Raw genomic sequence first — 12,597 nt, 5'->3', positions numbered from 1 at the left:
AATTGTATGAAAATTAAATTGATTATACTCGCAATCCTGATTCTTACTGGTTTTGGATCTTGTAAAAAGTATTTAGATGAATCACCCATAAAAGGGAAAGTGGTACCTAAAACGCTTGCCGATTATGAAGAATTTTTAAATGACATTATACTTAGTCAATCAGGATACATCTATCCGGAGTTCATGACGGATGATATGTTGAATAGTTCTATTACTTCCGTAAATACGAACAGAATGTCAAGATCTTATACCTGGCAAAAAGAATTACTGCTTGCAACGGATGACGATGCTGAATGGAATACGCCATATAACTATATTTATATCTGTAATCTGGTTTTAGATAATTTACAAAATGCAGCACAGGGAACTGAAGAAACCCGAAATCGTTTAAGAGCAGAGGCCCTTACTCAACGTGCTTATTATTTATTCACTGTTGCCAATTTATATGGTAACGATTATGTAGCCGCAACCGCATCTACCGATTTGTCGGTTCCGATTATGCTTCATGGCGATCTGGAAGCAAAAGCTACACGTGCAACGGTACAACAAGTTTACGATCAGGTGATCAGTGATTTACAAACGGCCATTTCAATTGCAGATTTTCCGGATGTTGGGCGCAATTATGTTCATCCAGGCAAACTGGCATCGATGGCTTTGTTAGCCAGGGTTTATCTTTTTAAAGGCGATTATGCGAATGCACTAAAATGTGCCAATGATATTTTAGCAAAGAAAAATACACTTTTTGACTGGAATTCTTTGAGTTTTAGTAATCCCGCTAAACCAACCGCATCTACCATTGTAAACAATCCATTACCACAAAGTAATGTAGAAAATCTCTACTGTAAACTGGTTACCAACGGTGGAATTTTCGTGCGCTTTATGGCCAGTTCAGATTTATTGACCGTTTTAGATACAAAAGACTTACGTTACGTTTTCAATTTTACCAGATTAACTTCAACAGGTGCAGCAAGTACCAGCGTAAATCCCGATTACCTGGGTACCACACCAAATTACAGCATTGGAGTACCAGAAATCATGTTGATTAAGGCAGAGTGTTTGGCCAGGGCAGGTGATAAGGATGGTGCAGTTGCCATTTTAAATACATTAAGGATTAAACGTTTTAAACCTGCTGATTATGTTGCGTTAACTGCAAGCTCAGCTGATGATGCATTAGCGAAGGTTTTAACAGAACGCCGCAGAGAGCTTCTGTACAAAGGTGTCAGATGGTTTGATTTGAAAAGGTTAAACCGTGATGACCGGTTTAAGAAAACAATTAGCCGGGTTATTGGCTCAACTACTTATACTTTGGAACCAAATAGTCCTGCGTATTTACTGCAGATTGCTCCAAAAATTATTGATATCAATCCATTAATTGTTCAAAATCGCCGGTAATATGAAATTTTCCTTTATAAAATATATAAAAACGCTTGTTGTTTTAATTACAATTGCTTTTACCTTCCAAAATGCGAAAGCTCAATCAAATCGAGCCTTAGGGATGGATATCAAATTTAGCTCAGCTGTTCATGCAGCTGGATCAAAAATTAAACTGTACAGAGAATGGCCTAAAAGAACACTGATAGATACATCAAGTTTAGATAACCAGCATGCTTACACCTTTCATCTAACCGATAGTGTACCGGCAGTTTACACCTTACAGTGCAGAAAACCATTTGTTAACCAGGTAATTATGTTTGAAAAAGGAATGTGTACCATTACATTTTCTGCTGATTCTCAGATTGTTGTAAGCGGAGGTAAATTGCAAACCATACTCGATAAATATTTAGCTGAGATGGAACCGATGCAAAAACAATGGACCGCCACCGGAAATAAATACATGAAAGCAGCTAACCTGGAAGAAAAACTGATTGCAGCCAAAGAAAATGATATACAAGAAGCAAAGGTAGAAACTGCAAGGTTAAATTTTATCCACAACAATATTAATAATGCTGCTGGCGAGTGGATTGCCTATAGTAATCTGAATTTATTTAATCTTCGTGATTTGAAAAAAATCGATGCATATTTCTTACCCACTAAAAGTACTAACCACGTATCAGGTATGATTGGGCAAAAGCTTCAGGCTCAGGTATTGCAGCATACTTTGTTCGTTGGTAAAATGGCACCATCATTTACTTTGCAAAGTAAAGAAGGCAATCCTATTGCTATTGATAGTATTTTTAAGCGCCATAAGTATGTCTTAATTGATGTTTGGGCATCATGGTGTACACCCTGCAGAGCAGCTAATCGTAACCTCGTTCCGGTTTATGCCAGCTTAAAAAGCAAAGGGATTGAACTGGTTTCGGTATCGGTAGATGATGCTAAAGAGGCATGGAAAAAGGCCATTGATGCTGATAAAATTCCATGGATGCAGTTAATTGCTGATCATGGAATGAAAGGAACTTTTGCTACCCAATACCAGATAAAATCATTACCCTCTACTTTCCTAGTTGATAAAAATGGAATCATTATTAAACAAAATGCAACAATAGCAGATCTCGAAAAATTATGAAAAAAATATATTTAATGCTAACACTGTTAACAGCGGTGTCAGGGCTTTGCTGTGCCCAGAATCAGGCGAAAAAACTTATCCTCAAAAACGCTACAATAATAGATGGTGATGCAAATGTTAAACCCAGAATTGGTTCAATAATTATTGAAAATGGGTTAATAAAAGGAGTTTATGATCAATTATCCAAGGTAAAAGAAAAAGATGCTGATGTAGTTGACTGTAGCGGGAAATTTATAGTGCCAGGTATGATGGATAGCCATGTACATTTTGCAACCGGCAATTTATCCAATATCAAAAAGGCTCGTTTAAATACCGATAGCATTTTGCTGAATTTTGTTAGACATGGGGTTACGACCGTACGTGACATGACTGGTAATGCGCCCTATTTAGCTCATTATAAAAACGATATTAAGGCAGGTAAGGTTATTGGGCCAGATATTTATTACGCTGCACAGTTTGCCGGCCCTGCATACTTTAAACTTATAACAAAATTTAAAAAAGATGACCAGGATGTGGGAAACACACCCTGGTATAAAACGATCAGTAAACAGGAAAACATCAAACAAGCTGTTGAAGATGCAAAGAACGCAGGGGTAACAGGAATAAAGGTCTATTCCGATTTAAATAAAACCTTAATTAATGGTATTACCAAAGAAGCGCATAAGCAAGGTCTAATGGTGTGGGCACACGCCGCTGTTTTTCCGGCAAAGCCAATAGATGTAGCACTAGCTGGCGTAAACAGCATGTCGCATGCCAGTGATTTAATTTTTCAAAGTATTAAAGGAGATACACTAAATAGTAGCGTAGCTTGGGCGAAACTGAATAAAGGTTTAAAAATTGATAGTGCCGCTTGTGATCAGTTGCTTTTAGAAATGAAAAAACGTAATATTTATTTAGATCCAACAGTGTTTCTTTCCGAGAATAATAAATTAAAAAATGCGGTTCTAATCACTAAAAGAGCGCATGAATTAGGAGTTAATATGGTTACTGGGACAGATTGGTTTTATCCAACCAAAAACGAAAACTTACCATTAATGTATGAAATGAAATTACTAGCTGAGAAATGTGGAATGAGCAATTTAGAAGTATTACAAGCGGCAACAATGAACGGGGCAAAAGTTACCGGGCTAAGTGACCGGGGAGTTGTTAGAAAAGGTAAGAAAGCCAACTTACTTATTTTAAACCAAGATCCACGATTGACTCTAGAGACATTGTTCTCCCCTGAAAAAGTAATTAAAGACGGGGATGTTATCCATGAGTAATTATTTAGTTCATATTCTCTTAGTTGTTAAAATTACATACGTGCTAATTTCAGAATAAACTTAAATATTGCTGATAGTACAAATGCAACAATGCATGGTACAAAAAAGTACTATTAGGCAAAAAATCCTTATTCTGTACAATAAGGTATTGGGGCATAACGGTGTGGCACGTTCTTACTGATAGCCCTGATGCCGCTACCAATTTGGTGAGATTAGGCTTTCTTCAACTATTCGCGCATGATAAGAAGGTGTTGTTTATGCATTATCAAGCTCACCATCGAAATGAACGTCCCAGTAAAAGCATATTGCCATTCGCTGTAGCAGCGATTAATGTTCCATTCAAACCCCTTTACCGTTATTTTATAATATACCTCGTTGACCATACCAAGTTAATGTAAGGAAATGGCCAATAATAGGCATTTAGTTAGTATGATTATGCAAATTCCTACGCTTTGAAACATAAAATATTTTTTGGTCAGTATAAGGGTTCGTTCAAATGAAGTTCTTTTAAGTTGAAGTATCTTTTAATTATGATGCAATTGTTCAATTTGTTATTTCCAGTATGCATCTGTAAATTTTCCAGGAAAGTATTTCCTGAATTCATTTTTCAGATTATATGATGAAAAGTTGTCGTCTTGTATTTTCCCTTCTGCGTTCACCAAAACATAACGGGGTATCCCATTGAATTTGAACAGTTCTCTCAATGCTAAATATTCATCTGCCTTAATTCTGTGTGTATTGATCATTGAGTTTTTTACAATATATTCACCATAAAAAGCAGCGTCGGTGCTTTCTGCGTCCGTTATAAATACAAAATCAAAATCGGGATTATCATTGTATTTCTTTCTTAATGCCAGGCTACTTTCAATACCTTCGCGACAAGGGCCACACCATTGCGCCCAAAAATCAACAACTAATATTTTTCCCTTCAATGGATTGATGATTTTCTTGAATACTGATGCAGCAGCGCTATTAGGCAGCTCGTAAGCTACATTACCTATTTTATACTTGTTGTACATTCGATTCATTTCACTAACCACAAAGGGCTCTTTTATGCTTTGTGTTAAGAAAGTAGTTTCTTTAGCAAAACTTTTATTTTTGTATTGGTTAAATTTAAAGTTTGAAGTCAATGAACGAAGCTTGGCAATATCAAAAACCAGTGATTTCTTGTTTTTAGTAAGATATGCAGAATCTAATTTTAAATAGCCATTACCATTATTGTCACGATCGTAGAGTAATGCTCTATCGTATACAGGCGAAAATTCAAAGCGATTAATGAACGTTGAAAAAGCATTGGAAATTAGAAGGGATTCATCGTCCAAATTAATTTTATTTAGAAAATCGAAATAATTAGCAGGTATCGGTAACTTAAGAATTTCATTGTTGGGTTCTTCCTTACGGTAATAGTCACGTGAATTCTCATAGTCAAAAATATAGTTGGCATAGGTTAAATCCACTTGATTAACTATCATTTTTTTGATGGGGTCCGCTATCTGGTTTATAGATATCGTACTATCTACTGTCTTTCTGGCGCTTTCCCAATTTTGAATTTGAATATTTTTAAAGTCTTCCGGTTTTTGTTTTTTTCTATATTCACTTAATTTACTGTAGTTGGGCAAGGTAAACTTAACGGAGGCGAGCGTTTCGTTAATCAACTTATTTACACCCAAGTATTGTACGTGTTTAAATTCATACCGCTTATCGCGATATCTATCTGCCAATAAAAAGTCATTCCAATCTAAAATTATTCCTGTTGTCGTCCCTGGTACGGCATAAAAATTAATGTTTTGATTATTAAAATATATGTTCGAAGAAATTGGATGTATGCCCAACATGCTACATTCAAATCGTCCGTCCTCATATATTCTTACTGTGGTCGGAAAGTCTTCTCTGGTGAGGTGATTTTGGTGATAGATAATGCCACTGGCAAAGCCTGCTCTTTTATCATAACCTTTAATGTAGCCAACAATTTTAATCGAATCGCTCACATAGAACTGGTTCGGGTCTACTTTGCGCTTGCTGGCTGCCATTTGAACATTCAACCATTTCGAAACATTTTCAGGTATTGAAGGCGTTTGATTAGTCTTAGTTTTTTTTTGCAATGATATACCGTATACCGAAGTTTTACCATCGTCACCGTAATTTAGTCGCTTAATTTTCTTTTCCAGTTTAGGGAAAATCAACTTAACCGTGGTATCACCGGATTTTGGTGTTAGCAGTTTTGTGTTGAATTTAGCTCCTTCGATAGCTTTTACCGTGTATTTTTCTCCTGTGTCTGCATTTTCTAAATATGCTTTATCGCTGAATGTAGTCCACCAGTTTGGTAAAAAACTGATCTTGACCTCAACAATAGTTGCGGTATCAATAAATGTGATTTTATCAATATGGTAAATGCCTGTATTGGTAAATTCGCTTTGAAGGTTATTGATGGTTTGTGATTTTGTGACAAATACAACAAAAAATAAGAAGAGGGCGATAAAGTATTTCATGGAATTGTGATTATTGGATTAAGTATTTTGATGCAATTTTTTGAGCGGTTTATTAGTCTAACTTCAAACCTAAAAGAAGCTCGCCTTCGGACTGGGCTTTCACAGCAAATACGATAAAAAAGAGAGTGCAAAAGGAGATTAATTTTTTCATTCCCTAAACTACAAAGAGTTTAAGTCGTGTGCAAATAGAAATTAACCTGATGAGCTTAACCCCACGCAGGAATAAAGGAAATGACGATGGGTGCTGTTTATGATGGCTGTTTATTGGAATAGGAATAAAAGGAGGGGGCAGAGTAGGGAGTTTGAGGATTATTTGCGGTGGAGGGATATGAGGAGGTAGTTTGTCGTTTGTGTTATGACTGACCTGTTGTTTGGGTTGTTTTTGGCTGTCCCCTGCGGGCCGGGCCATTTGCTGTGTCTTTCGCTTCAAAAGGATGCCGCGTCTGTCCCTGACAGGACAGTTTGTATGCAAGGCAGGGATATTAATTAATAATTTTTTTGAGCTAAGTTTCCTCTATTCGGAGCTGTTTTCTATTTTCGCGCTGCAAACCTATAGGGGCTGCACTTTTTATCTAAACTAGCGCTTTCAGGATTGAGGCGCTTTTTTTGTAGACTGACTACATTCATGGAGCACCTTCTATCATTAAAAAATCTTCTGAAAGCCGGCCTGCGGGTAATGCTTTCGGCAAAAGCAATTATGGGGTCTCAGACGATGAGCATTTTGCCTGCATTTTTCGTTTTTCTGAAGTAACTATCACGAACATTTAAACCCGCCCATAGTGCATTCAGCTTCAGTCACATCGAGTCTGTGAATGGCTCGGGGAAAACTTGTAGTTACTTATTGCCTGAATTTTTCCATATGGTGATACCTGAACCTGGCCATTGGCTGCAGGAGGCGATGATGTCAAGGTCACCATCCTTATCAATGTCCTGGAGTTGAAGGCTGCTTAAGTTGGAAACCCGGGATAGTGGTTTGGAGGTAAAGTTTCCTGACTTATCGTTTATAAGGCAGATGATGGAATATTTGGAACTGAAGGCAATTTCCTCGTTAAGCCCCTCTGCCAGACCATATTGGTCAGCCAGGCAGACAATATCGCTATAGCCATCACCGTTGATATCCCCGACACTGAGCATCTCGATGCCAAAATTTTTGGGAATAACTTTGCTTTCCCATTGTCCGTTATTTTCTTCAAACCATTTAAGCTGGCTGCCTGCAAGGACCAGATAGTCTGCTGAGCTATCGTTGTCCACTTTGGCTCTATGAATGCTGCTGATAAATTGCTGCTGAAAATGACTTGGTTGCTCCTCCCATTTTTCATTCCCTTTGTAGTTGAACCAGGTTTGGGACCCGTAATCGATCAGGTCATCGGCCTTGTCCCCGTTAATATCCCATACGGCAATGGACGGGAATAACTTACTGGTTTCGCTAACTGCTGTACGGCTTTTGCTGAAAATGCCCTTACCCGTGTTTTTATAAAGGTAGAGACCGCGAATGTTGTCTGTCCAGTAGTTCACGGCCACATCCTTATTGCCGTCGCGATCATAATCGATAAGCTCGAAGCTGATCAGTCTTCCTTTTTCCTGGAGCAATATCGATATCGGGCTGAATTTGAAACCTCCCAGGTTTTTATACCAACCCAGGATGCCGTTTTCCCGCTCGCCGGAGCATACCACCAAATCTTCTTTCCCGTCATTATCAAGATCGGCTGATTCAAGTTTTTCAATTTTAAACGGGCTTTTTAGCAGTTGCGTAGACTTGGCATATTTTCCTTTTCCGTCTGATAGCATATAAAACAACTCATGGTTATAATATCCTAGAATATCTTTGGTGCCGTTGTTATCCAGGTCGGTAAAAGCAAAGCCGGAACAGTCAGCTTTTACAAGCCACGTGTTCTTTTGTTTTACCTGCCCGTTCTTTTGCTGTAATAGCATGGTATACTCAGGCCTTATCTGTTCTTTTTCATCATCATAAAAAAGCACGTCTTTGACTTTGTCGCCATCGAAATCCCCTAAAACAAATAACTGAGATTCTTTGATATTGGGGAGTAGACTTTTCTGGGTTTTAACAAAAACATTGTTCCCTTTATTCTCGGCCCAATTGATAAAAGTATATTGATTGCGTTGGGTAAAATAAGCCAGATCAAGATCGCCGTCTGAATCAAAGTCTTCAAGCCTGAAGCTTTCCAGTTCAAGGTGGTCTATGAGTGTATGAGTTTTACCTAATGCGCCTTTGCTGTTACGTTCTATCCAGTATATACCGCCATTCTGGTCTGTATAAGAGTATACCAGGTCCTGGTCGCCGTCTTTATCCATATCCATTAACCTAAAGCTGCTTATCCCGGTAGCTAGGGGGATGGTTTGGGCAACAACATATTTATCGCCTTTGAAAGCGTAAGCTTGGAGCACTGGGTTTTCACCCCTTTTTTGCGGGTAAACAGGAACCAGTAGTTCCTGGATGCCGTTTTTATCGATGTCAATCCCAATTACATCACTCAGCCTTCGAAAATTATCATTAAATACTTTGAAATAGCTGTATTGATGGTTGGAAGCTCCTGTGTAGGCAATTGGAACTCCTCTGAGTCCGGATATAATGATATCGCGTATTCCGTCCGAATTGGCATCATATAAATACAATTTGGCATACTCGGCAGGAAGGTAGCTTACCTTGCTTTTTTGCGCTATCCTGTTAAAGCCCTTCGGTCCGTTAATGAAAACCACTATTTCCCCGTCTTTATATAATACGACAATATCGACGTCTTTATCTCCGTCAAGGTCTTCGAGACTATAATCTTCATATTCTTTGGCATCTCCTATGAGGATCGTTTTTTGTTTTCTGCCATGGCCGTCATTCAGATATAAGTTTGGAAAGTACAATACATCCAGGTCACCATCACCGTCGGCATCAAAAGTTTTAACGCCGCCGTACCCGAAACCAGGTCCGTTAATAGTTTCACCATGTTCAAAAGTCTGGGCCTGGCAAAGGCAGCCGTATACAAGGAAAAAAAGAAAAAATAAATAACGGAAGGTGTGCTGTGATTTCATGAGATTGTTAAAGTTTAAATTTGCGTTAATTTAGGGTTACTGTGTTTTTTTAGCATTGCTGGTGCAGGGATCGATAAGATACGGTCGATAGAGCTATTTGTGAGTAATTTACTTTTCGCTCAGCCATTTTACAGCAGCTTTTAATACCTCATCCCCATCACCTGAAGGCTTGATTAGGACATCCGGCTGTATTTTTCCACGGTATTCTTTCTTATTGCGGTCTGCAGTATAACTGGAGGCCAGATAAAGATAAGAGCCGTCCGCTAATTTGAACCCCCGGTTTGCAGTCGTGTAGCCACCTGTCGGTTCTCCGAACAGTTTTGTGTGCGCTTTGCCGATAAAGGATATCGTGGTCATCTCACCACTGCTTGAAGTACGCGGACCAATCAATACGGCAACTTTACTGTCTTTGTTTTTAATCTGGTAAGGTTTGCTGATGGTGATACCCATGGTTGAAGTTGGTTTATCTGAGGAGGTGTAGGTCCATGGGTGATATTTTGTTTTTTTTTCGTCGGGGTAGACAAAGTAACCCAGTTCTCCGGTGCTGATCAGCGGACCGAGCCCTGCAATCATGGGGTACATGTTGCCACCTGTATTTTTCCTCAGGTCAACTACCCATCCCTGAATTTGGTTTGCTGTGTCAAGCCGGCAAATCTGCTGCTGGATATCGTTCGCAAACTCATCCATTGTTTTCTTATCCAGTGAACCAAAACCAGGTACCTGGATATAGCCCATATTGTTTTCAAGCAGTGCCGACGTAGTTTTTTCAGGATTGGTATTCTCCGAAGCATATTTCTGGGCATTTACCCGGGTCTGGAAGAAGGAGTGGTTGTCACCTGCCTTTTTTAAAGTGCTAAGGATGTAGCTGTTGATTTTGGCTGCATCGGTCACGGTTTTCAGACCTGAAGAGAAGAATTTAATGCCTTCGTCGATATCTGCCCAGTTAAGGGAATCCCTGTAAATGGAATTTTCTTTTATTATTTTGCGCACTTCACTGATGTAGCGGGTAATTTCTTCACTGGGTGGTGAGTAGGGGTTGTCGAGTTTTTCTATAGTGAAATCGTCTATCCAGGCTGTTCCTTTTCCCATCAGATAGACCCCGAAATAAAGTTTTTTGGTTTCTTTGGGCAGGCTGAGTCTAAGGGAATATTGCTTCCATTCACTGCTTCCCTTTAGTACCGGCTGCTGTGACTGGATGTTTTCAAATCCTATCATTTTATTGTCCTTATCCCAGACCTGGCACCAGAATGCCAGGCTCTGTTCAACCTCTTTCAGTTTTACGTATCCCGAGAGCTGGATCTGCTCAAAGCCCTTAGTTTCATAAGCAATGAGTTGTGAAACGTTCTGGAAAGTATTCGCTTTAATCTGGTCGCTACCTGTTAATTTGAATGAGGATTTTCCCGAATGTGAGATGGAATCATCTCTCTGGCCTGTATAGCCGGCAACGGATGTAAAGTTCCAATCTGAAGGGGCCAGTGAATGGTCTTTTTTGGTTTCGAAGCTTTCATTTTTGAACTGGGTAAAACCTGAATGGCTTAAAGCGGTTGCCAGTATGACTAAAAGTGTTTTTTTCATGAGGCGTAATTTTGGGTTTTAGATATGGTTTCAAATATAATAATCTTCTTTGCTTGCTGGTAATATGTTTTTCGTGAAAATAGCTGACGTAAGAAACAGCAAAAATTGCTGAAGTGCCCGTCGGTGTCGAAACTTTATAGCTTGGAGGCTACAATTATCATGGTTGCCAACAACAATGCAGTCCTTTAGTTTGTTGCCATTATTTTTTGTTTTATTATTCCCAACAACTATTGTGCATATATGATTATGCTATAATGTAAGGTTGAAATATTAAACATTTAAAAAATTTAGATCGAAAGGGAGTCGGACCTTTTCGTATTAACTGTTTCAATATCCTGCGATTTGATCAAGTCTCTTACATGCCGGAAACTCGCTTCGTTAAGTAGATGAATAAAGGGGTATACTACTTTTAGGTTATGGACCAGTTGGTTTTCATTCGGTATTCAATAAATGCACTTTTTTTAATGTGAACTGATCATCAGGGTCATTCAAATCGAAACGGATAAAAAGGCCGTAAATTTCGGGCGCTCCGTTCTCTGCGAGCGCATAATGTCCTGGCTGCGCCAGAACACCCTCTGGGACTTATAGCTCTGCGTTCTCTCTTACGCCCGTTTTTCCGGACTTTCTTTTTTTCCGTTTTTTCTTTTGAAAAGATTTTTTGGGAAAAGGGGAAACAAAGAAAATAAAACGGATTATCTAAGGATTTGATTATGGAAAATTTGGAGTACCTAGAAAATGAGATCGCAAGCTTTAGGGAGGCTTTTTGCCCTTATGGTTATTTGGATATTAAAACAGCAGTTTCGCATGCGATTAACGCTGGTTTTGATTCAGCTTGGGCATTCGATCAGATCGAATTGTTTTGTGATGAATGTGGTATGAAGTTTTCGGACGTTGACCCCTGTTATATCGTAATGGATGGCATTTTTCAACAGGCCAGGAATGAAATTGAAGCTTTGAGCGGTTTTGATGTTTGTAATGATGCTAACTTTTACGTTTATGGCAATTTTATGTGTTCATCTTTTGAAGGGGCAGAGGAAGATCGGGAGCGGTTGCGCGCTGTACTCTCTGGATGCAGCGGGCATTTCGACGAACTTTCAGATTGTGCAACATACTGGCTCATTGAAAATGAAGTGGAATTAAGCGCTGGTGAGGTGAAATGAGGAGAATAGAAGCCTTAGAGATAGTTTAATATTTATATCTTAAAATTAGCTGTTTGACCTGCCCAAACTGGGTGTAATTCAATTATGATGAATGTTATCGATTTTGCTGGAAGATCCATCAGGGTCAACGATTTAGAAGCTGCCATCAAAGAGGCAGATCATTTTAGAAACCTTTACCATGAAGACCCCAGGTTTTCAGAGCTGGACAAAAGGCTTCGGGCTTACTGGGAGGACTTTTATCAGAAGCTGATTGTTTTAAGAGCGGGATAAAATGCGTGGCGGCCGTCCACCGGACGGCCGGAAGCCTCGTCTCCTGCGGACACTTGGCTGGATAAGGGCAGTTTAAAAATAGGAATTTCTTAAGTGCTTTTATAAGATGGCCTTATTAAATTAACCCTCGATACTCAGTTTGCGCTTTGGTCAGAAAAATCTAAGCTTGTTTTAGCCAAAATCGATTATTGGAAAGGATTTGAATATGCTCTCGCCGATGATCTGGACAGGGTAATCGCTGCTTTTAAAGGTGCGGTTGATACCCAATTGATTTATTATATCTAAGGGCTGGT

Annotated in this window: 8 protein-coding genes; 5 read left to right on the top strand and 3 right to left on the bottom strand. The window is 39.0% G+C overall.

Going from position 1 to position 12,597, the window contains the following annotated elements:
* Positions 1–6 precede the first annotated feature (6 nt).
* From CA265_11835 to CA265_11825, 3 genes are read left to right on the top strand one after another with little or no spacing between them, the layout of a single operon-like run.
* Positions 7–1,392, top strand: coding sequence for a hypothetical protein (locus CA265_11835; protein ARS40306.1), 1,386 nt, complete (start codon positions 7–9; stop codon positions 1,390–1,392).
* Position 1,393: 1 nt separating this feature from the next.
* Complete coding sequence (locus CA265_11830; protein ID ARS40305.1) at positions 1,394–2,506, top strand: hypothetical protein; 1,113 nt, start codon at positions 1,394–1,396, stop codon at positions 2,504–2,506.
* Positions 2,503–3,768 carry a hypothetical protein gene (locus tag CA265_11825; protein ARS40304.1) on the top strand — a complete coding sequence of 422 codons (1,266 nt, stop codon included), beginning with the start codon at positions 2,503–2,505 and terminating at the stop codon, positions 3,766–3,768. Before CA265_11830 ends, CA265_11825 begins: the two co-directional genes overlap by 4 nt.
* A gap of 551 nt (positions 3,769–4,319) precedes the next feature.
* Here the strand turns inward: CA265_11825 and CA265_11820 are convergent.
* The 3 genes from CA265_11820 to CA265_11810 form a co-directional block, all read right to left on the bottom strand.
* Positions 4,320–6,257 carry a hypothetical protein gene (locus CA265_11820; GenBank protein ARS40303.1) on the bottom strand — a complete coding sequence of 646 codons (1,938 nt, stop codon included), beginning with the start codon at positions 6,255–6,257 and terminating at the stop codon, positions 4,320–4,322.
* An 834-nt stretch (positions 6,258–7,091) separates the two neighbouring features.
* Positions 7,092–9,299 carry a hypothetical protein gene (locus tag CA265_11815; protein ARS40302.1) on the bottom strand — a complete coding sequence of 736 codons (2,208 nt, stop codon included), beginning with the start codon at positions 9,297–9,299 and terminating at the stop codon, positions 7,092–7,094.
* Between the two features lie 108 nt (positions 9,300–9,407).
* Positions 9,408–10,874, bottom strand: coding sequence for a hypothetical protein (locus CA265_11810; GenBank protein ARS40301.1), 1,467 nt, complete (start codon positions 10,872–10,874; stop codon positions 9,408–9,410).
* Between the two features lie 710 nt (positions 10,875–11,584).
* Between CA265_11810 and CA265_11805 the strand changes: the two genes are divergently transcribed.
* Together CA265_11805 and CA265_11800 are read left to right on the top strand one after the other, a co-directional pair.
* Entirely contained in the window at positions 11,585–12,034 is a 450-nt protein-coding gene (locus tag CA265_11805; protein ID ARS40300.1) for a hypothetical protein, read from the top strand.
* A gap of 84 nt (positions 12,035–12,118) precedes the next feature.
* On the top strand, positions 12,119–12,304 hold the full coding sequence (locus CA265_11800; protein ID ARS40299.1) for a hypothetical protein: 186 nt from the start codon (positions 12,119–12,121) through the stop codon (positions 12,302–12,304).
* Positions 12,305–12,597: the final 293 nt, after the last annotated feature.

The sequence above is a fragment of the Sphingobacteriaceae bacterium GW460-11-11-14-LB5 genome (assembly GCA_002151545.1).
In the GTDB taxonomy this organism is placed as follows: Bacteria; Bacteroidota; Bacteroidia; order Sphingobacteriales; family Sphingobacteriaceae; genus Pedobacter.
The sequence above is the reverse complement of the archived record's forward strand: the minus strand, read 5'-3'. Positions and strand labels throughout refer to the sequence as shown.

Coding starts and splice junctions, on each gene's coding strand:
- CA265_11835 (ARS40306.1), top strand. CDS start 7: ATGAAAATTAAATTGATTATACTCGCAATCCTGATTCTTACTGGTTTT.
- CA265_11830 (ARS40305.1), top strand. CDS start 1,394: ATGAAATTTTCCTTTATAAAATATATAAAAACGCTTGTTGTTTTAATT.
- CA265_11825 (ARS40304.1), top strand. CDS start 2,503: ATGAAAAAAATATATTTAATGCTAACACTGTTAACAGCGGTGTCAGGG.
- CA265_11820 (ARS40303.1), bottom strand. CDS start 6,257: ATGAAATACTTTATCGCCCTCTTCTTATTTTTTGTTGTATTTGTCACA.
- CA265_11815 (ARS40302.1), bottom strand. CDS start 9,299: ATGAAATCACAGCACACCTTCCGTTATTTATTTTTTCTTTTTTTCCTT.
- CA265_11810 (ARS40301.1), bottom strand. CDS start 10,874: ATGAAAAAAACACTTTTAGTCATACTGGCAACCGCTTTAAGCCATTCA.
- CA265_11805 (ARS40300.1), top strand. CDS start 11,585: ATGGAAAATTTGGAGTACCTAGAAAATGAGATCGCAAGCTTTAGGGAG.
- CA265_11800 (ARS40299.1), top strand. CDS start 12,119: ATGATGAATGTTATCGATTTTGCTGGAAGATCCATCAGGGTCAACGAT.